The sequence below is a fragment of the Aeromonas sp. 102P genome, assembly GCF_051920345.1.
Classification (GTDB): Bacteria; Pseudomonadota; Gammaproteobacteria; order Enterobacterales; family Aeromonadaceae; genus Aeromonas; species Aeromonas veronii.
In genome coordinates, this window is record NZ_JBQBCZ010000001.1 from 455096 (window position 1) to 476083 (window position 20988).

Sequence of the window (20988 nt, forward strand, 5' to 3'; positions counted from 1 at the left end):
GCCCATGCGCCGACTCGTCAGGCCACCAGCTCGGCTCCCATGCTCGCCAGAATGGAGAGGCTGACCACCGCAAACAGCACGCCTGTCACCAGATTGAGTGGTCGCTGTACCCGCAGCAGCAGGCGCTGGGCACGATCGGTGGAGAGGCTCCACGCCAGCAGCCCGAACCAGCAGAGGGAGATGATGAAGAGCTCGCCCACCAGCAGGCTGCGGGTCATTCCGTCCACCTCTGGCGTCACCATGGCGGCCAGCAGACCGATAAAGAAGACCAGCGCCTTGGGGTTAAGAAGGTTGGTGGCAAGGCCAGTGCGCACGCCCCTGCCCCAGCCGCGCAGCTCGTTGGCGGCGCTGGCCATCAGGGTGCTGCTCTGCTGCCGAGCCGCCATCAGGGCGCCCCACCCCAACCAGCCCAGATAGAGGGCGCCGCAGCACTTGATCACCATAAACAGCAGCGGGTGACTGGCGATCAGCATGCTGATCCCGGTCAGGCTCAGGGTGGCGTGCACCATGATCGCCAGCGAGATGCCCAGCGCCGCGCCAAGGGCGGTCGGCCGGTGCAGGCTGGTGCGCAGGATCAGGGCGAAATCGGGGCCGGGGCTGGCCAGTGCAATCAGGTGCATCAGGCCGAGGGTAACGAACAGACTGGTCAGCATAACAACTCTCGCTTTAACGACGGAGAGCCAGCATGGCGGATCAGCGGGGGGCGCGGCTTGTAAAAGATTGCATCTGGGCACGAAATTCGGCGGGCGTCAGACCGAATGCCTGGCGAAAGCCGTGGTGGAAGTGACTCTGATCGAAGAAGCCGACCGCCAACGCCACCTCGCTCACCGCCATCCCGCTCGCCAGCAACCGTTTGCCCTGCTCCAGCCGCAGCCGTTTCAGCCAGGCGTAGGGGGTCATGCCACTGCGCTTCTTGAACTGGCGCAGGAAGGCAAAACGGTCGAGCCCGAGCAGCCCCGCCAGCTCTTCCAGCGAGTGGGGCTCGTCGAGGGCCGCCATCAGGTAGTCGCGCAGGAATCGCAACTGGGGATCGGCCAGCTGGTGTACCTCGGGGGCCAGATGCAGCAGTTCCCCCAGCAGGGCAAGCAGCTGGCTCTCGATCAGCAGGCCATCGGCCTTGGGGTTGTCGAGATAGCCATGCAGTTGGGCAAAGCCCTGATAGAGGTCGGGGCGGCTCTGCAATCCCTTGTCGAAGAAGGGTTCCGGCTGCTCCGGCAGCCAGAGCGCCAGCTGCTGCGGATCGACGGCGAAGACCCGCACCTCGTACCCTTCCGGCAGCAGGCTGAGGCCGTCGTGCACCTCATCCGGGTTGACTGTAGAGAGCACCCCGCGCACCAGATGGTGGCTGTTCCCCTTGTGGATAAACTTCTGGCCACCCCGCTGCACCAGCCCGATATGGTAGTCGAGATGGACATGGCGGCCGTAGCTGAACGCCCTGTGGTGGGAGTGTGACAGCTCGACCCCCGGCAGGTGCGGGGATTGCCAGTAGCGGATAAGGGAATCGGTGGTATTCATGGGTTATAGATACACCAGCAGCGGGCCTTGGACTTGTAGATTATTGCACGCAACCCCCTCTCAACGCCCCCACAGCCGAGGGGTTGGTTCCACCAGCGAGGCGAGCGGCACCCGCTCCACCATCTGACGCATATGTTGCACCAGTTCGGGATTGCCATCCCCCAACGACTTGTTCAGCACGATATGCACCTGCAGCGGGGTGACCGGTAGGTAGATGAGGCGGGTCGCCGCAGGGAGCTTGGCGCGAAAATGGTTGGCGGAAATATCGTTGGAAAAGAGCGCGGCATCAATCCGCCCGCGCAGCAACTTCTGCATGTTGCCATGCTCCCAGCTAAGCTGGGAGAGGGTGTCGATATGGATCTGTGGATGCTGCAACAGCAGCGGCACGATCGCCTGACTCGACCAGCCGATAGTCGTGCCGAAGAGATCTTCCTGCCGCTCGACCGAATGAAGTCGCGATGGCACCAGTACCACCAGCACTGGCCGCAGCAGCAACAGGTGGGGGTCGATATAGCGAAAGTGACGAGCACGCTCGGGACTGTAACTCAGCAGCGGGGTCAGATCGCACTCGCCGCTCTCGAGGTTGCTGAGCAGCCGCGCCACATTGACCCCCTGCCACTCGATGGTACGCCCGATCGCGGGTTCGATATGACGGCGAAAGTAGTCGATCACCGGCCCGGAGACCTCGCCCTGCTGATCGATGGTGACCAGCGGTGCCAGCTGGAAGACACATCCCCGCAGGGGCGCGGTGATCGCCACGGCGTGGCTGATGGTCATAAGAGGGAGAAGAAGTGCCGATAGCAGTAATAACAAACGCATACCCGAACGAGAGATGCCCATAGGTGACGACCCGATGCCCTGATAGCCATCAGCATGGCACAAGGCAAAGGGGCGGGCTATCCGCCCCTGCCGCGCTTCGACCTCTTGTGCCCCCTACTCCCATGACCAATGGCCCCGTTTTATTGCGGTGAAAATCAATACTTCCGCGGCTTTGATGGATTTTGGTCTCTTGAGATATAGTGCGGCCCCATTTATTAAACCGGCGGATGAGCGCCCCGCCGGACAGGTAGATTCATGAGACTGTTTTTGCTGTTGTTGTCGTTGTTTGCTACGACTGTAAGTTCTGATGAAAAGCCGCGCCTGCCCTATTACGACTGGGGTCGCTGCCCGTTTGAAGGTTGTACCTATCAATCGTGGACCACCAAGCAAGAGGTGATCGTCAGAGCCGAGCCATCCCTGACGGCCAAAGCGCTGTTCCGGCTACCCCGCGGCCAGCAGGTGGAAGGGCTGACCGGGGTCGTCATTACCGAACAACCGGGGATCGTCGAGATACTCAGATCGGTCAAGCTGGGCTACAGCAAGGAGGGCAAAGGGCCGCTGTTGAATATGAAGGCAGGGGAAACGCTTTATATCCTCGGCGGACTGGGCGAAGGCAATAGCCTGTTCTGGTACAAGGGCAAAACCTTCATTCTCGATTTTGACTATGCGCGCAAAGAGATCAGATACGGCCGGTCACCGCAGAACCAGTGGTGGGTAAAAATCCGGGACAAGCAGGGGCGTGAGGGTTGGGTTGCCGAAGCCAAAAACTTCGCCCATATGGACCGTTTAGAATAGTGACAGCCAGCTCCCCGAGATCGGGGAGCTGGCCGTGGATGACTCACTGCTTGGGTTGCAGCTTCATCTCTTGCAGATACTCCAGCACCTGGGTTTTGTAGTCCGCCTGATAGGAGAACTTGGTGCTGTCGCACGCCGCGATCAGGTTCACCGCGGTGCAGAACAGGGTGGCTGCCAGCAGCCCCTTGCCAACCCACTGCGGATAACGACGACTCCAGCGCACCAACAAAAGCAGGATCGGGAACAGGGCGTAGGGGAAGATCAGCATCAGGTGCCAGTAGTTGAAGATGATGGGCGAGAGCGCCGCACTCACCAGCACCGCCAGCACCGCCGCCAGCGCATAGAGGCCGAGCCAGCTTTCACCATCCACCTCGGCCCGATCACTGCGCAGCAGACGTGGCTTGAGTTCGCGCCACAGCTGCCAGTTGGCCTTGGCCGCCAGCAGCACAGTCGCCGAGCCTACCCCGTAAATCACCACCCGCCACAGCCAGACTGCCGCCATCTGCAGGTATTCGTGCCCCGCCAGCCAGATGAACTGGGTGTCATTGACCAGTTTGCTGGCAAACAGCCAGGAGCCGTAACGCAGCCAGTAGAGCACTGATTTCAGCACCGGATAGACATGCACCAGCCCCCAGCCGATATAGCGCTGGCGTGCCTCGGGATCGACGTTCTGGGTGATGTGGCTATTGCTCATCACTTCCATGGCGTAAGGGATCAGGGAGGCACCGATCAGCAGGGTAGCCACCACCACCCCGCTCCAGCTCACCTTGAGAATGCGGCGCCAGAAGAGGTAGGTAGACATCACCGCCAGCAGCGGCCAGGAGTAGTGCAGCTGCATCGCCATGCCGATGGCCAGCAGGTGAACGATCATGTGCCAGAAGGAGGCCCGCTCGCGCATATGCCAGGCCGACCAGCAGTGCATGGCCGAGAAAAGGAACAGATAGGAGGGGTTGTAGAGCAGACTCTCGTACTGGAACCAGGGGTTGAGCCAGCAGAGCACCAGAAACAACAGACGCACCCTGTCATCAAACACCTGACGGATCACCGCATCAAACAGCAGGAACCCGACCAGCCGCATCGCCAGCAGCAGCACCATGGGGGCATAGGGAGAGTCCCACAGCAGCAGAGGCCCGCCGATCAGCCAGGCTGACAAGCTGCCCGGCACATTGCCCACCGCACTCGCCGCATTGCCATAGCTGAGCCAGACCCCCTCATAGGCCCCAAGGTAACCCTTGTAGAGCATCTGGGTCTGATCGCCACCGATTACTTGCGATAAGGAAAATAATATGGATATCCCAATACCGAGTAACAATGCCAGTCCATAACTATTTTTCACCATTGATTTCTCACATGACCATTAAAATCATAGCTCCCTTAAGAAAAAGGTATGCCCCGCAATATAATATTTAACAGCATTAAATATGACAATTCATCAATCAGACTTAAGTGTGACAGATGTCATGAACCTGTGTTTTATTCTCTGATTCTCCTGACTAGGAGTCCAGATATTTCTTTATATTTCCTATACACTCTCTTGACATCAAATGGCCGTTTTTTCAAGCCAACGAAATATAACCAGTCACTCAAGTCTAACTCTAACGCGAGATTACCTCGTTTATAAAATTTTTCTGTCACATCTAGAGATAACATTTCAGGTGTTGCCACAATGAGATTGTTAGCCACAAAACAAGGCCAGAAATCTGATCCCAATCCTGCATCATCATTAGCCTTATTATTGATCTTCAACGTCTTACCCATCAATATGGACAGCCAATGTAGTAAAAAGTATTGTTCCGTTGCTGGATAACGCTCTTTATATCCGGCCTTTAAGTAGAAGTGCAGCTGTTCTAATTTTTTTTCTGGCCATATCTTTAGTAGATCTGTCGTCAGACCAAAGTCAAATAGATCACTCTTATGGAAAAATACAGGCTTACCGTAATGTGATGAAATAAAAAAAGCACTACTCGTAATGACTCGGCTACCCAAATAGCAGAAATCACTCACTCTTTCTTCGTTTACATACTTCTGATAGAGATCTAGAAAACCGCGACCAGTCACTATATTGTCACTACGAATCTTTACGGCATAAGGGGTTGCTACCATAGCAAGTCCCATGTGCACACCATATAATTGTCTGTTATTGTTTAATTTTACAACATTACCATCATTCATTATAATATTTTGACCAGGATCTTCCAATAGTAAAACCTGATCAAAATCCAAACCATCAATATTCTGGCCTTGCCATGTAGACAAAATGATTGTGGACGTAGGAAAGTACGTTCTAATAGACTTCAGACATTGCGATGTGACCCCATCAATTTGAGAACGATCCTTACTTGCCTGCACTGGACCTTGTACAACGAACGTAATATCTTGATCATTTATCTTCATTTACTACATCCTGAGAAAGGAAATCAAGGTATTCGCTGGGCACGCCACAGAAAATAACTTCTTTTCGTTCGATCAAATTATAATGGATCTTTTTACCCTCTTTTATCATTATATTATACATTGGGGCTATATATAACTCCCCCCTATCCCATTGCGCTGCAGGCAAAGCCTCATATTTTTTATACGCATCTAAATAGTCATCGCATTTCGCAAAAAAATATAATCCGGTACTACATAAATCTGATATTTTATTTTTTTCAGCCGTCAGCACAACTTCTGTACTACCTTCTTTTAATGGCTTTGCAAAAGACCAATTATCACCATCACCTTTAAAAACTTCTAAATATCCATCACAATTCTCAATGATATCTGGAAAGGTGAAATTGTGACGGAAAGAGTCGATATTAAATATTGTGATAGAACCTAGGTATGGAGCATGATTTTTGATAAAATCAAGTAGTCCAATCGCTACCGTTTCAGCTTGCCCTCTTGTTTCTTTTGAAAGTGTAGAAATGAAAAAATTCTTGATCCCCATCTTGGTGGCCATTTCTTTTACAAAATTTTCAGTATTGTAAACATCACGAACAATGAACAAAAACGGCGTATCTTCAAAATACATATGAAAGCTATTAACTGAGTGTTCAAATAGCGTAGCACCATGTGCAGACAACATGTATTTAGGCTTATCATAACCCGCTTTAAAAAAGCGAGAACTCATTCCTGCCATTGGAATAACAATCATCAATTAAGTCCCTTTAATATGTGGAATAAACGGAATGCATTTGCGAATAGTGCATTTTGCCGTTTTTTACAATCAGCATGAAGTGGTAACATAGACAAAAACAGATGTATTTGCATCGCATAAAGAGTCTCAGGCCGCATACCAAATACCGAACCGACGCGAGATATATAATAAGATTGAATATCATCTACATAATTACTGACTTTGATTTTAAATTCTATCTCCCTTGCAGAGATGTTTACATCATAATAACCAGCGATAATCCAATCATACAAACCAAGAATAGAATGACTAAGCTTGGCGATGTCATATGAAACATCTCCATATATCGTCATTTCACTGTTGGCAGTAATTCCTCTAGGATCAATCACTTTTATTTTTTGTGCACGAAAATCATATAATATATTACTGAAGCAGAAGTCTCCGTGCAGTACAGACGCTAACCCACAATCTTTTGGTAAATATACACTACATGCATCTAATAAATCCTGAATGGATACAGGCTGAAAACCATTATATTTCCAATGTTCATTAAGTGATATATTTGTTGACTGGCAATAATCATTGATACGACTCAGTGTTTTCGCCCCAAATAACTCGCTCACTTGATTAGTAGGCTGTTTTTCAGTATTTTTAACACGTTGACAATCCAATAGAAAATCTAGGCAATTATTAATTATTGGTTTCCAGCAAAAGCTGGGTAACGCAGAGAAGACATAAACCTCATTTAGCGCTGTATTGTGCAAATACTCTAGTCGATACGTAGCGCTACCATCATTTTTTGATGATCCCAAGAACTGAGGGATGTATCCACGTAAAGAAAAAGGAAGCTTTTCAAACCACTCCGCCTCGGCCATAATTTTTACATTATGGACGCTAGATTTTTCAATAAAATATGGCGTAATCACAATCTCATTGAATGCACGTTGCGTGGTAAATTCAGCCTTTGATCTGTAGTATGTATTTACATGCCCAAAATCCAACCACCCATCTGATTTAACTACATTTAACCTAACTTTATGATGATACCGATTTAATCCTTCGAGAAAACTCCAGTTACATTGAGTAATACATCGAATTAGTTCCCTAGCGTCCTGGAACTTGAAATATCCATCTATTATCAGCCCTTCAACATCGCGGTTTTCATCTTCAATACAATCAATATTCTCATGCCCTAGAGTAGCCCAATTGTAATAATACTCAGTCTTTGAAACGCTAACTATATTCTCCCCTGTAGGGAGTCGGCCAAATAACGTATCGCCATAAAGAACATGTAGAGAACTGCCCTGGCGATACTCACTCAAATTAACAGCAGCAACAAGAGAAGCACCAAGGCTAAGTCCGACAGGAATGTAAATGACCTTAACTCCCATTTCAGTCAACCATGCAAGATCACTATCTGATAATCTGTAACTTTCTGGAACAGACAAATAAACATCGACTCCAATCGGAGCCAGCTCTACTTGGTATTTGAATAAACGACGATTACCCAGTGGCAAAAAACTGGGGGGGATTTTACCGAATTCAGCCTCTAGGTCTTGATTCACATACGCCGCAGACATGATCAGGAACATTTTTTTTCCTTTTCAAGCAATGTGTTGATCTCGTCTAACGAGAGCGTGGCAAATTCAGATGGTCTAATAGCACGATCATCAACATAAAAACCTGACTTACCACACCAAGGCTTACCTACAATAATTTCATCATATGGAACCTTATGAGTATCGAGCCACTCAGTGATGATTGGTAATGCATGGACATTTATTTTCCCTACATTACCCTCAAATGTTCTCATATTTCTTGCGGTGAAAATAACTATTTCAAATCCATTTTCTTTATAAAATTTTAGTGCCTCAATGACATCCATTCGTGGCAACACTACTTTATAGTCAGATGTATTTGCTAGTGTTAACGTACCATCAAGATCGATTATTATTTTTTTCATATGTAACTGCCCCACCTACACCCAAAAATAACAGCCATCATAAATATATACAAATCCATTCAAAAAATCATGCTCAACACTTCATCGTTAAACTAGAAGCACGAAATTTCCTTACTAAAAGACCCAAAGTAAAATCAATATATTTATTTAACCTAGGTTCTACCAAATAATATATACCCCATGATAAAAGTGACATTAATAGTACCAAAAATAATGCATAGTATATATACCCTGTACCATTATTGATATATTGAAGCAATGAATAACCAATCTCTTGATGCAGTAAATATAGCGGGTATGTTAGCCCCCCCAACCATGTCATAATTTTTTTAGATATTGGAGGTGTCCAACCATTAACCAATAAATAGAAAATACAAAAAAATGAACACATCAATATCACGAGAACACCATGTGACAAACCTTCTGATGCATGAGATAAGACTACTGAAATTGAACTAATAATAAATGTCAGAAGCATATACCCAATGTTATATATTGTTCTCCCGCCACTCCAGATATAATAAAAACCAACCCCGGCAGCAAAATAGGTACCACTTGTAATAAAATTTCCATTCTTCCCTAAAGAAAGATATATCAATCCGGTAACGGCCCATAGAAACATTATCAATTTTATGTTCTTCTCTGTCAGCAAATTATATGCTATCAAAATACCAATTATCAGATAGAATCTAAGCTCAACAGTTAACGTCCAATATACGCCATCCAAATGCGGTTGATTAAATATAAATCGATGCATCAGTGTAAGATTTGTTAGGTATTGCCACAATGATGGCTCTTTATTTGTCGAACCAAGAAAAACAAGGCAGACAAAAGTTATTGACGCAGCCAACCATAACATTGGATATATTCTTAAAATCTTGAATAAGCAAAACTCTGCCATGACTTTCCTTTGGCACTATATAAAATAACAAATCCACTTATCATAAAAAACAACTCCACCCCCAAAAAACCATAATTAGAAATGGATATTAACCAGCCAAAATCCGACTTTTTCAAAACCTCCAAAAATGTTTTATCAACGGAATAGCTGAGATAATGAAAAAGCACAACTGATATTGCAGCAATAAATCTAAGGCCATCAATTCCATATATTCTTTTTTTATTTAAACTCATGATTAATATAATTCCAACACTTCGATAAATGAAAAGTAGCAACTAAGGTCACTACCATATCCGCTAATAATACCTAATCGAATATTATTTTTCCATGTATAACTTCAAACCTCACCTGACGCATTGTTTGAACAAGATAAAAATATTGCCGCTGGATATATAATTAATATATAAATTATTCCTGTATGAATCAACGGAACATCTGTCAGTGCAGCAAAAACACAAATAAGGGCTATGGCCAAACAAGTATATTTAACACCCGCATCTAATTTTCCATATAAAAAAAATGGTGATAGAAAAATAGCAATAATGGCTAACACACCAATTAGTCCATAGCGAACATAGCTATCTAGGTATTGGTTATGAAAATGTGCATCCTTAAATGAAAGCGCAAGTTCGGAGATCATACCTTGCTGATATTGCAGCCCCATTAAATCAGGATATTTTTTGGTGCCCACGCCCATTAATGGATGGTCTTTTATTATTTCTACTGCCGAGCGCCATAGTTGAAAGCGGATGCCTATTGAGGTATCCATGTTTCCTTTAGATATTTCTACAAATTCCTGCTTTGTAACATTAACTCTTTGTGATACCTCAGGGATTGAATAAAATGCAAAAAGGAAAATTAATGTGGCAACCGTTATCAACGCAATACGACGAGCCCCAAATCTTTGCAATTGAAATAGCACAAGAGATATTATTGTGAGAATTATTGACAACCACACACCTCGCACTTCAGTCATTATAATGGCAAATACCGAGCCAAAAATAGAAATAATAGATAATGTTTTCAAATACTTATTATCACACTGCAGGTATGTAGCTATTGAAATCACACATGTAATTGCGACATACAATGTAAAAGGTATCTGGTTGACAACGCCACCAATTCTAGAAATATCAAGAATAGCATACTCATACGCACCTAAAATACCAGCAGCAACACCACCCAACACAATAGACAGCCTTACTATATTGAGTGAAATCATTTGCCAAGGGACAATTACTATATATAGGATAGACACTAGTATGGTACGTGGCATACTAAACTGCTCACCTCTAAAGATACAGTAAAGTGAAAAAAACACTACAACAGAAAGCCAAAAAAATAGTATTATCCTGACCTCAGCTCTCTTAAGATTATTTATTATCGTATTTCTACAAAAAACACACGAAATAACAAACATAACAACCACAAGCCTTGATATGTAATGTTTTCCACCAAAGGTGGTGAATGTAAAGCAGGACAATATAAGCATTGGCAACATATAATAAAAATCAAAACACCAATATAATGAGGGTTTTATTTTCACTTACCAAGACTCCATGTTGCTATAATAAATGCTATCTTTATTCTTATTTTTTTATAAAGAGAATAAAATTCTTTGGTCGGTTTTCTATACCAATGGGTCAGGGAAAATCCGGTTTGTACTGTTGTTTCCATTTTCTCGTTATGAGTTATAAGCGATGGGAAAATAACGAATGATTTCATTCCATGTAAATATTGTAAGCCGATAAAACAATCTACTGGCACAGACCACCTATGCTTAATGAGCTTTGATGCAGAACTTGGCGATATAGCGTATCCTCTAGTGCCACCAAAGTTATCCTCCATTAGGGATATTTTATATTCATCCTTGTCAATAACAGTATGCAGCCTACCTCTCACCACTGGCTCCAAACGAACAAAACCACATTGTTCCACATCCTCTCTTATTCTTTTAATAATATCTTTGAATGACTCATTTAAAATAACGTCATCTTCAAGAACCACAATGGGTTGATTGAGCGAGACACACCTCAGCCATAATAAATAGTGACTACCATAACACCCTATTTCACCACGCGTTGGCATTTTCCCACTAGTGAGCCAAAGGCATTTTTTATAGTCATAATCAGTAAAAAGTGGATTTTCAAGTTTCCCATCTATTGCATCAAAAAATTCGAATTTAATACCATAAGATGCCATTTGCTCCATGATTCGTTGGCGACGATATTTAGACCTAACGAGGCTAATTACGTAGATTTTCATGAACGTTTCCTAAAAAGTAATATCTTCCTGCCAAGTGATATTCTCTTTTACTATTTTCGCTGGGATACCCACAGACATAGAATTTGCTGGCATAGATGATGTTAACAATGCACCCACTCCAACTATGGAACCATTACCAATGGTGGCACCCTTTAAGACTGTAACTCCATCAGCTAACCAAACATGTGATCCAATTTTTATATTTTTCGCGGGATTGATACGTATATGATTTTTCAAAATATCATGACCATCAGATGTCATAACCCTAACATTGCGAGAGAACATGCAGTGATCACCTATGTTTAATACTATATTTCTCTCCCGGCATGAGAGATAGCATCCCTCACCAATAACACAGTCACGACCTATTGATAGCTCGCAATCATTACCATCAATCTCAATAATGGTATTTTTTACATTGGCACCGGAATGTAGTATTAATTTATTCCCAGAACCTTTTATTTTTATTTGACACTTTCTGACCCTGACAGAACCAAGAATCTCTATGGTATTTCCAGATTGGCATCTCACCTTATTACGTGCATATAGCTTAAGAAAATTTATCATACCTTACTTCCTAAACACATAATTCCCACGGATTTTGCGCCACAGCCCAAACACATCGGTTCGGGGGAAGATAGCAATCCGGCGGATCTGGAAAGGGTCCTGGTGCATCGCTTTGGGGCCGCTGTTGGTGGCAACGGCAAAACGATACCCTGCGGCTATGGCCTGCTCTTTAGCACTGTCGTTGATGTCTCCGTAAGGATAGGCAAACGAGAGCAACGGATGGCCAAGCAGGGCCTCCAGTTGGCGTTTATTCTCCTGAATTTCATGGACTTGTTGTTCGGCAGTAAGTTGACTCAAGCGGGGATGGGTCAGGGTATGACCACCAATTTCCACATGACCGCTGGCGGCCAACGCCTTGACCTGCTCACCACTCATCAATGAAACCTTGGTGTCAGGATTGGTCGGATGCTCCACATCCCAACGGTTATAGCCTTCACCGGTGACCACGTACACCACGGCTTTATAACCATATTTTTCCAGCAGCGGCAGCATGCGGGTCAGGTTGTCCTGATAGCCGTCATCGGCAGTGATCATCAGGTACTTCTTGCCGTATTGCAGACGGTGGATAAAACCTTTGTCCGCCAAATCGCGGAAAGTCAGGGTCTCATATCCGAGCCACTTCATCAGTCGCAGATGCTTCTCGAACATGGTGATCGGCATCCAGGTGCCATGCACTCCTTTCTCGCTATCCTGCTCGATAAAACGGTGGTACATGATGACGGGCATCTCGCGGCGCAGGGTTTCGACTACGGCATCCTGATAGATGGTTTCGAGACCAGATACTACCCCCTGCAAGCCATACTCATCCTGAATGCGTTGGCGAATGACTTCCGGCACCGTCTTGCTGGCCAAGGCGGTCTCGATTTCTCCCTTCAGGGCAGCAAAATCGATAGCCAGATCCTTGGGGCCGATATCGCCAAAATTACTCGCCAGCGCCTCGTCCAGATTCTGTTCGGTCACCAGACCAATGGCCCTGGCTTCACCAATGGCAAAGGCGGGCCGACCACAGAGCAGTGCTTCCATCGCCACCCGACCGGCACCTATCACCAAATCGCTGCCAGCCAGCAGAGCGGGAACATCATCGACGTACCCAACAAACTCGGCACGGCCTTCGAAACGGGCAAAGCGCTCCGGTACCTTGGTACCGCTGACAATCCGCACCTTGCAGGCATCCAGATCGAGTACTTCGTCGAGCAGGCGGTAGCAAAGCTCCCCTTTGGGGCCGCTCAAACGGCCAATGATGGCAATCACCGGCTTTGGATTATCCGGCGCAGGCACAGGCTGGAATTTGTCGGTTTCGATACCGTTGCGCAGCACCTGCACAATCGCGGGATCCACTCCCAGATTGTCGACTATCTGATGGGCAATATCTTCACAAACGGCAACCGCCCGATAGCCGAGTGCATGGAACGCCTTGCGCGAAGCGTGCACCGGCTGGCGACCATGCACCGTGGTGATCATCGGGGTGCCAGTCAGCTTGCAAGCCACATAGCTGCTCCAGCCGGAAGCGCGGGAGTGAGCATGCACCAACTGGATATGGTGCTTTTTGATGAAATAGATAAGGTAAAAGACGTGCCAGAAACGGCGCAAGATGCTGCGCTTGTTGAATCGAAGCTTGAAGACGGGGCCAAGGGTCGGCTTGGTCAGGGTATCTGACACATAAAAGACGTTGTGACCACGCCGGGTCAGTTCGTTACCGACCGTGGTGGCATAGACCTCAGCTCCCGTTACCTCGAGCTGGGAGAGTGCCATCAATATATTCATCGCGCGGTTACCCGGTAGAGAAGAGAGGAACGGCAAGCAGCTACAGAGACCAGAAACCGGAAGCAGGCGAGTGCCCACTTCCGGTTTTGCGCTCAAACTGCCGCGTTGTGCTCACCCGTTAGCGGTTGAGCCAAGCCATGTAATCCGCTACCCCTTCGGCAACGGTTTTGAACTCGGCGTCATAACCCACGCTGCGCAGCTTGGTCATGTCAGCCTGGGTGAAGCTCTGGTAGCGACCCTTGAGGTGATCCGGGAAGGGAATGTACTCGATGGAACCCTTCTGATGATGCTTGATCACCGCTTCGGCCACGTTCTGGAACGGCTCGGCACGGCCGGTACCACAGTTGAAGATGCCGGAGTGCTGCGGGTTCTGCCAGAACCAGAGGTTTACCTTGCAGACATCGTCAATATAGATGAAGTCACGCATCTGGCCACCGTTCGGGAAGCCATCGCAACCTTCGAACAGCTTGGGATTCTCGCCCTTCTTCACCTGGGTATTGAGGTGGAAGGCGACGGAAGCCATGGAGCCTTTGTGCTGTTCGCGCGGGCCGTAGACGTTGAAGTACTTGAGGCCAACAACCTGAGAGTTGATCTCCGGCATCCAGCGGCGCACGTACTGGTCAAACAGCTGCTTGGAGTAGCCGTAGACGTTGAGCGGCTGTTCGAACTTGGGATCTTCGATGAAATTGTCGTTGCGGCCACCGTAGGTCGCGGCAGAAGAGGCGTAGATAAACGGAATTTCGCGCTCGATGCAGTAGTGGAACAGATCCTTGGAGTACTCGTAGTTGACCTCCATGATGAACTTGCCGTTCCACTCGGTGGTGGCAGAGCAGGCACCTTCGTGGAAGATCACCTCGATGCCGTTGTCCCACTCTTCAAACTCGTCGCCGGAGACGATGCGAGCCTGAAACTCGTCCTTGTCCATGTAATCAGCGATGGTCAGATCGACCAGGTTGACGAACTTGGTGCCGTCGGTCAGGTCATCAATGACCACGATATCGGTCCGTCCTTGAGCGTTCAGCTGCTTGACCAGATTGCTGCCGATAAAGCCAGCACCGCCAGTTACTACGATCATGGAGTTTGCCTCTCGTACGTTGATGGCTACATGTGACTGCTTGTTAAAGCTGTGTATAGTGAGCCAATTTGAAATTGCCGAAAAGTTTATCACGGGCCGTCCGGGGATTCGACCTTGTTCAAAACTGCCCCGAGCGGAGCCTGTTGGAGGAATGAGTGATGAAAACCAGAGACAGGATCATTCACAGCGCGACCGAGCTGTTCAACGATCAGGGTGAACGCAACATCACCACCAACCATATTGCGGCGCACATGGGTATCAGCCCGGGCAACCTCTACTACCACTTCCGCAATAAAGAAGACATCATCCACTCCATCTTCGACCAGTATGCCCGACACCTGAGCGAGAGCTTCGTGCCGACCCGCAACCGTGAGATCACCCTGCAGGATCTGATGGGCTATCTGGATGCCATCTTCTATCTGATGTGGCAGTTCCGCTTCTTCTACGCCAACCTGCCGGACATCCTGAGCCGTGACGAACCGCTGCAACAGAAGTACCTCAAGGCTCAGGAGCAGATGCGCTCCTCCGTGGTCGCCCTGCTCAGGAGCCTGCGCGAAGGCGGCATTATCGATGTCAGCGATGAAGACCTGCCGGATCTGGGCCAGACCATCAAGATGGTGGTGACCTGCTGGATCCCGTTCCAGATTGCCCAGGCGCCCAACACCCGCATCACCAAACCCCTGCTCTATCAGGGGGTGTTGAAGGTGCTATTCCTGCTGCGCCCCTATGTGCAACCTCAGGTGGCCGGACAAATCCAGCAGCTGGAACAGCATTACCGTCAACTGGCCCAACCAGCTGGGTGAGATCTGTTTCACATTTGTTGAATATCAGCACAATCATTTGAATTAGCCGCAACAGATTGCAGTAAAATGTCGCCCTCTGTTGATACGCAGCTGAAATAGCCAATAAGGATCGAGGATGTCTAACGGATTCTATCGTCACCTGACTGAGCAACTGAACCAGGTGCAAGCTGAAGGGTTGTACAAGCAGGAGCGCATCATCACCTCCGCCCAGCAGGCCAGCATCGCCGTCGGCGGTGAGCAGGTACTGAACTTCTGTGCCAACAACTATCTGGGATTGGCCAACCACCCGGATCTGATCGCTGCCGCCCATCTGGGACTCGACAGCCACGGCTTCGGCATGGCCTCGGTGCGCTTCATCTGTGGCACCCAGGATCAGCACAAAGCGCTGGAGCAGAAGATGTCTGCCTTCCTCGGCACTGAAGACACCATCCTCTACTCCTCCTGTTTCGATGCCAACGGCGGCCTGTTCGAGACCCTTTTCGGCGCCGAAGATGCCATCATCTCCGATGCCCTCAACCACGCCTCCATCATCGACGGCGTGCGGCTGTGCAAGGCCAAGCGCTATCGCTACGCCAACAACGACATGGCCGAGCTGGAAGCCCAGCTCAAGCAGGCTGACGCCGATGGAGCCCGCTTCAAGCTGATCGCCACCGACGGCGTCTTCTCCATGGATGGGGTCATCGCCGACCTCAAATCCATCTGCGATCTGGCGGACAAATACGATGCGCTGGTGATGGTGGATGACTCCCACGCGGTCGGCTTTATCGGCGAAAACGGTCGCGGCACCCACGAATATTGCGGCGTGATGGATCGGGTCGACATCATCACCGGCACTCTGGGCAAGGCGCTCGGCGGCGCATCCGGCGGCTATACCTCCGGCAAGAAAGAGGTGATCGACTGGCTGCGTCAGCGCTCCCGCCCGTACCTCTTCTCCAACTCGCTGGCCCCCTCTATTGTCGCCGCCACCATCAAGGTGATCGACATGCTGGCGGAAGGTCACGACCTGCGCGCCCGTCTGAAAGAGAACAGCCGTTACTTCCGCGAGCGGATGAGCGCCGCTGGCTTCACTCTGGCTGGCGCCGACCACGCCATCATTCCGGTGATGCTGGGGGATGCCAAGCTAGCCTCCGAAATGGCGAGCCGCATGCTGGCTGCCGGCATCTATGTGGTGGGTTTCTCCTTCCCGGTCGTGCCCAAGGGTCAGGCGCGCATTCGCACCCAGATGTCTGCCGCCCACACCCGCGAGCAGCTGGACAAGGCGATCGACGCCTTTATCCGCATCGGCCGTGAACTCGGCGTTATCTGATTTGAATCAAGGGGCTCAGCCCCTTTTTTCTGCATTCATATTGAAGGAACAGCCATGAAAGCACTCTCCAAACTGCACAAAGAGGTCGGCATCTGGATGACGGATGTGCCGGCCCCCGAGCTCGGCCACAACGACCTGCTGATCAAGATCCGCAAAACCGCCATCTGCGGCACCGATATCCACATCTACAACTGGGACGAGTGGTCCCAGAAGACCATTCCGGTACCCATGGTGGTCGGCCACGAATATGTTGGGGAAGTGGTCGCCATCGGTCAGGAGGTGCGCGGCTTCGCCATCGGCGATCGGGTCTCCGGCGAAGGGCACATCACCTGCGGTCATTGTCGCAACTGCCGCGCCGGGCGCACTCACCTCTGCCGCAACACCATTGGCGTTGGCGTCAACCGCCCGGGCGCCTTTGCCGAGTATCTGGTGATCCCCGCATTCAACGCCTTCAAGCTGCCGGACAACATCCCGGACGAGCTGGCCGCCATCTTCGACCCGTTCGGCAATGCGGTGCACACCGCCCTCTCCTTCGATCTGGTGGGTGAAGATGTGCTCATCACTGGTGCGGGCCCCATCGGCATCATGGCTGCCGCCGTCTGCCGCCATGTGGGTGCGCGCCACGTGGTGATCACCGATGTCAACGAATACCGGCTGGAGCTAGCCCGCAAGATGGGCGCCACCCGCGCGGTCAACGTGGCCAAGGAGAAGCTGGCCGACGTGATGAGCGAGCTGGGCATGACCGAAGGCTTCGATGTGGGGCTGGAGATGTCCGGCGTCCCGAGCGCCTTCCAGGAGATGCTCGACAAGATGAACCACGGCGGCAAGATCGCCATGCTCGGCATCCCCCCCTCCACCATGGCCATCGATTGGAACAAGGTGATCTTCAAGGGGCTGTTTATCAAAGGGATCTATGGCCGCGAGATGTTCGAGACCTGGTACAAAATGGCCAGCCTGATCCAGTCCGGGCTGGATCTCTCCCCCATCATCACCCACAGATTCCACATCGACGAATTCCAGCAGGGGTTCGATGCGATGCGCTCCGGCCACTCCGGCAAGGTGATCCTGAGCTGGGACAAATAACCCATTTCACCCATTGGGTACCCGAAACCCGGCGAATGCCGGGTTTCTTTTTATCTCCACCACCCGAATTGCCGTGATATCGCCCAAAACTTTGTACGCAGAGTGTTTAACACTTCACACACAAGCGTTTAAATGGCTGTAACTATTCGGTTATAATCCCGTCGTTTACATGGATAATAAAAGACTGCTGGGAGTATATGAGCGTGTTGAAAAAACTGAGCTATTTGCTGGCTGTCGGGATGACGGCCGCCAGCTTGTCTGGGGCAGTGCTTGCTGCCGATGAGATGTCACCGGAAGCCATTGCCGAGCGGATCAAACCAATCGGTCAGGTCTATACCGCCAAGGATCTGGAAGGTATTGCCGGCGCGAGTGCTGCACCGACGGCGGCCGCCTCTTCCGGTCCCCGCGATGGCGAAACGGTATACAAGGGCGCCTGCTTTGCCTGTCACGACACCGGCGCCGCCGGTGCCCCCAAACGGGGTGACAAGGCAGCCTGGGATCCTCGCATCGCCCAGGGTATTGATACTCTCAAGAAACATGCCATTGAAGGCTTTACCGGCAAGTCCGGCATGATGCCTCCGCGCGGCACCTGTGCGAACTGTAGTGATGAAGAGATTGAAAACGCCATCCACTACATGATCGACAAGCTGTAAGTATTTGAAAGGGCCGCAATTGCGGCCCTTTCAATCTATCGGCTTCCGACTACTCTTGTAAGGTAGACATATCGGGAGTTGCACATGTCGGCCCAATCCATCGAACCCCACTACTCAACTCCTCTGTTGGCGTTGGTCTCTGCCATTATGGACTTCCCGGCGCCACAAACCGCCACGTCTGACGATTACGATGCCCTGATCCAGCAGATTGACCAACTCTGCCCGCTGCAACATTTCGGCATGCTGGGCCTCTCCGATACCGGTCTGAACTGGCTTTACGCCTACAAGGTCAGCGACATCTTCAAGCAACAGCTGGGCCGTGAGCAGTCCCGCATCACCGATCAACTCACCCAGCTGGATGAGGCCGAAGGGTGGTGCGTCTTCCCCATCGAGCATGGCCAGATACAGTGGTTGCTGGCGCGTGGCACACCAGCCGACCTGCCGACACTGCGTCTGCTGCTGGAGTGTCTGGCCAAACGGCTGACTGAAACCCAGGCGGGCTCCCATCTCACCGAGCTCCCTTCGCCGCTGATTCGCAAAGACCCGAACTGGAAAAAGAAAATCGAGAGCATCAGCCGCATCATGCGGCTCGCCAATACCCTGCCGGCTCAGGCGCTCTTCTCCCAGCTGGAAGCGGTACTGCGCCAGATGCTCACCATCGAGGACATGCTGCTGGTCAGGTTAACCAGTCAGAAGCTGGAAAAGATCTACCCCGCCCATCCCCATCAGGGAGACGAGTTCATCAGTGGCTTATGCCACAGCACCAGCAATATCGAGGTGAGCAGGGAGTCACGCTACTGGCACAGCATGCCGCTGCGGCTGCAACAACAGTACTTCGCCCACTTCATCATCAGCACGGCTCAACCGCTGGAGACCGACGACAAGCTGTTTCTAGACTTCCTGCGTGGCCAGCTCACCCTGCTGCTGGAGCTGAGACGGATCCGCCAGCAGCTCAACGACATCAATACCGAAGACTCCATCAACCAGCGGCTGCAACAGCTGCGTCAGACCAACCTCAGGCTGCAAAAGCAGCTCAAGCAGCATCAGGAGCTGGAACGGCGGCTGCAATTCGATGCGCTTCACGACCCGCTGACCCAGCTGCCCAACCGCGCGCTGTTGATGAACCACCTCAACCACGCCATGACCCACTACAACCGCTACAAATCGCCGGGATTCGCGGTGATTTTTATCGATGTGGATCACTTCAAGCAGATCAATGACACCCTCGGCCACAGCGCTGGCGATCAGCTGCTCAAGGAGGTGAGCCGCCGCCTGCAGACCTGCATCCGGCAAAACGATCTGGTGGCCAGACTGGGGGGCGACGAATTTGTCATCTATCTGGACAGCAGCAAGAGCGACGATGACATCAGCCCGGTACTCAACCGCATTATCAGCCGTCTCTCCTACCCGTTCCGGCTACTCGGCAACGAGTTGAGCATTACCGTCAGCCTTGGGGTATCGAGCGTCTCCGAGCAAACCTCAGATATCAGCCAGCTGCTCCATCAGGCCGATCTGGCCATGTATCAGGCCAAACGCAATGGTCGCAGTCGCATCGTCAGCTACTCCGATGATTGCATCAACCAGAACTGGAATTCGCCGGAAGAGATGCTGGCCAGAGCCCTGCGGGAGGGGCGTATCGTCCCCTATTTCCAGCCGGTGATCCGGCTGCAGGATAGCCGCCTGACCGGACTGGAGGTGATGGCGCGCTGGCTGACCGAGGAGGGGATTCTGAAGGATGCGTTCGACTTTATTCCGCTGGCAGAGCAGTGCGGTCTGATACTGGAGCTGGATTACCAGATCCTGCGTCACACCTGTCAGCAACTGAAGAACTGGCTGCCAATCTCCGGGCAGAGCAAGTTCAAGGTCGCCATCAATCTGTCGGGCAAGCATCTGGTCAACCATGACCACATCATGCGCCTAATGGGAATTATCGAAGAGGAAGGGGTCGCCCCCGGCTATCTGATTTTTGAATTCAACGAGCGGGAGCTGTCGCGGCAAGATTCCGATGCGCTGGCATCCCTGCACGAGCTGCGCGCCAAGGGTATCCAGATCAGTCTCGATGATTTCGGTACCGGCTTCTCCTCCCTCAACGCCCTGTTCCACTTCCCGGTGGATTACATCAAAGTGGATGACAGCTTTACCCAGAGGATGCTGCAATCGCCCAAAGATTTGGCGCTGATCCGCGCCATGCGGGATATCTGTCAGGATCTCGATTACACCCTGGTCGTCGAGGGGATCGAGAACCAGCAGCAGTTGCAGAAGCTCATCGATATTGGCTGCCGGATGGGGCAAGGGCGCTATATCTCTCCGCCCATGCCGGGAGCAGATATAGTGCCGCTACTGACCCCGGCCAATCCTTAG

Annotated in this window: 19 protein-coding genes and 1 pseudogene; 6 read left to right on the forward strand and 14 right to left on the reverse strand. The window is 50.3% G+C overall.

Translation table 11 applies throughout. The features are described 5' to 3' along the window. Nucleotides 1–17: 17 nt before the first annotated feature. Genes ACTG1K_RS02230 through ACTG1K_RS02240 form a run of 3 tightly spaced genes read right to left on the reverse strand, consistent with a single transcriptional unit; the run spans nucleotide 18 to nucleotide 2292 of the window. Nucleotides 18–653 carry a LysE family translocator gene (locus ACTG1K_RS02230; RefSeq protein WP_100652235.1) on the reverse strand — a complete coding sequence of 212 codons (636 nt, stop codon included), beginning with the start codon at nucleotides 651–653 and terminating at the stop codon, nucleotides 18–20. 40 nt (nucleotides 654–693) lie between these two features. Beyond that, a complete protein-coding gene (locus tag ACTG1K_RS02235) occupies nucleotides 694–1515 on the reverse strand; it encodes a helix-turn-helix transcriptional regulator (RefSeq protein ID WP_252656940.1) in 822 nt (273 codons plus the stop codon). A gap of 60 nt (nucleotides 1516–1575) precedes the next feature. Continuing rightward, complete coding sequence (locus ACTG1K_RS02240) at nucleotides 1576–2292, reverse strand: substrate-binding periplasmic protein (RefSeq protein ID WP_252656938.1); 717 nt, start codon at nucleotides 2290–2292, stop codon at nucleotides 1576–1578. 297 nt (nucleotides 2293–2589) lie between these two features. Between ACTG1K_RS02240 and ACTG1K_RS02245 the strand changes: the two genes are divergently transcribed. Then, complete coding sequence (locus ACTG1K_RS02245) at nucleotides 2590–3129, forward strand: hypothetical protein (RefSeq protein ID WP_047439547.1); 540 nt, start codon at nucleotides 2590–2592, stop codon at nucleotides 3127–3129. A gap of 43 nt (nucleotides 3130–3172) precedes the next feature. Here ACTG1K_RS02245 and ACTG1K_RS02250 read toward each other — a convergent pair whose 3' ends face one another. The 11 genes and pseudogenes from ACTG1K_RS02250 to rfaD form a co-directional block, all read right to left on the reverse strand. Then, on the reverse strand, nucleotides 3173–4372 hold the full coding sequence (locus ACTG1K_RS02250) for a 3-deoxy-D-manno-octulosonic acid transferase (protein ID WP_081990744.1): 1200 nt from the start codon (nucleotides 4370–4372) through the stop codon (nucleotides 3173–3175). 230 nt (nucleotides 4373–4602) lie between these two features. Then, nucleotides 4603–5523, reverse strand: a complete 921-nt coding sequence (locus ACTG1K_RS02255) for a WavE lipopolysaccharide synthesis family protein (protein ID WP_047439543.1) — start codon at nucleotides 5521–5523, stop codon at nucleotides 4603–4605. Continuing rightward, nucleotides 5510–6265, reverse strand: a complete 756-nt coding sequence (locus ACTG1K_RS02260) for a glycosyltransferase family 2 protein (protein ID WP_047439541.1) — start codon at nucleotides 6263–6265, stop codon at nucleotides 5510–5512. The genes ACTG1K_RS02255 and ACTG1K_RS02260 overlap by 14 nt, the downstream gene beginning before the upstream one ends. Further along, on the reverse strand, nucleotides 6265–7839 hold the full coding sequence (locus ACTG1K_RS02265) for a hypothetical protein (protein WP_047439539.1): 1575 nt from the start codon (nucleotides 7837–7839) through the stop codon (nucleotides 6265–6267). Before ACTG1K_RS02265 ends, ACTG1K_RS02260 begins: the two co-directional genes overlap by 1 nt. Further along, on the reverse strand, nucleotides 7830–8210 hold the full coding sequence (locus tag ACTG1K_RS02270) for an HAD hydrolase family protein (RefSeq protein WP_052200076.1): 381 nt from the start codon (nucleotides 8208–8210) through the stop codon (nucleotides 7830–7832). The genes ACTG1K_RS02265 and ACTG1K_RS02270 overlap by 10 nt, the downstream gene beginning before the upstream one ends. Before the next feature lie 73 nt (nucleotides 8211–8283). Further along, nucleotides 8284–9344: pseudogene (locus tag ACTG1K_RS02275) on the reverse strand (acyltransferase family protein). Nucleotides 9345–9448: 104 nt separating this feature from the next. Beyond that, the gene (locus ACTG1K_RS02280) at nucleotides 9449–10657 is read right to left on the reverse strand and encodes an O-antigen ligase family protein (RefSeq protein WP_440004765.1); all 1209 of its coding nucleotides are present in this window, start codon (nucleotides 10655–10657) and stop codon (nucleotides 9449–9451) included. Beyond that, a complete protein-coding gene (locus tag ACTG1K_RS02285; protein ID WP_252656933.1) occupies nucleotides 10654–11376 on the reverse strand; it encodes a glycosyltransferase family 25 protein in 723 nt (240 codons plus the stop codon). The genes ACTG1K_RS02280 and ACTG1K_RS02285 overlap by 4 nt, the downstream gene beginning before the upstream one ends. 9 nt (nucleotides 11377–11385) lie before the next feature. Continuing rightward, nucleotides 11386–11943 (reverse strand): acyltransferase, encoded by a 558-nt coding sequence (locus ACTG1K_RS02290; RefSeq protein ID WP_252656931.1) that lies wholly within the window; start codon nucleotides 11941–11943, stop codon nucleotides 11386–11388. A 3-nt stretch (nucleotides 11944–11946) separates the two neighbouring features. Further along, nucleotides 11947–13707, reverse strand: a complete 1761-nt coding sequence (locus tag ACTG1K_RS02295) for a polysaccharide deacetylase family protein (RefSeq protein ID WP_440004766.1) — start codon at nucleotides 13705–13707, stop codon at nucleotides 11947–11949. Nucleotides 13708–13825: 118 nt separating this feature from the next. Continuing rightward, nucleotides 13826–14782: an ADP-glyceromanno-heptose 6-epimerase gene (gene rfaD, locus ACTG1K_RS02300; protein ID WP_040069912.1), complete on the reverse strand. Its 957-nt coding sequence runs from the start codon at nucleotides 14780–14782 to the stop codon at nucleotides 13826–13828. A 158-nt stretch (nucleotides 14783–14940) separates the two neighbouring features. On the opposite strand from rfaD, the gene ACTG1K_RS02305 reads away from it, so the two are divergent. From ACTG1K_RS02305 to ACTG1K_RS02325, 5 genes are all read left to right on the forward strand, one after another. Beyond that, nucleotides 14941–15585, forward strand: a complete 645-nt coding sequence (locus ACTG1K_RS02305; RefSeq protein WP_005340848.1) for a TetR/AcrR family transcriptional regulator — start codon at nucleotides 14941–14943, stop codon at nucleotides 15583–15585. A gap of 115 nt (nucleotides 15586–15700) precedes the next feature. Further along, nucleotides 15701–16891, forward strand: a complete 1191-nt coding sequence (locus tag ACTG1K_RS02310) for a glycine C-acetyltransferase (RefSeq protein ID WP_047439535.1) — start codon at nucleotides 15701–15703, stop codon at nucleotides 16889–16891. Nucleotides 16892–16945: 54 nt separating this feature from the next. Beyond that, nucleotides 16946–17974 (forward strand): L-threonine 3-dehydrogenase, encoded by a 1029-nt coding sequence (gene tdh / locus ACTG1K_RS02315; RefSeq protein WP_005340852.1) that lies wholly within the window; start codon nucleotides 16946–16948, stop codon nucleotides 17972–17974. A 197-nt stretch (nucleotides 17975–18171) separates the two neighbouring features. After that, on the forward strand, nucleotides 18172–18627 hold the full coding sequence (locus tag ACTG1K_RS02320; RefSeq protein ID WP_041234042.1) for a c-type cytochrome: 456 nt from the start codon (nucleotides 18172–18174) through the stop codon (nucleotides 18625–18627). 84 nt (nucleotides 18628–18711) lie between these two features. Further along, the gene (locus ACTG1K_RS02325; protein WP_043821401.1) at nucleotides 18712–20988 is read left to right on the forward strand and encodes a putative bifunctional diguanylate cyclase/phosphodiesterase; all 2277 of its coding nucleotides are present in this window, start codon (nucleotides 18712–18714) and stop codon (nucleotides 20986–20988) included.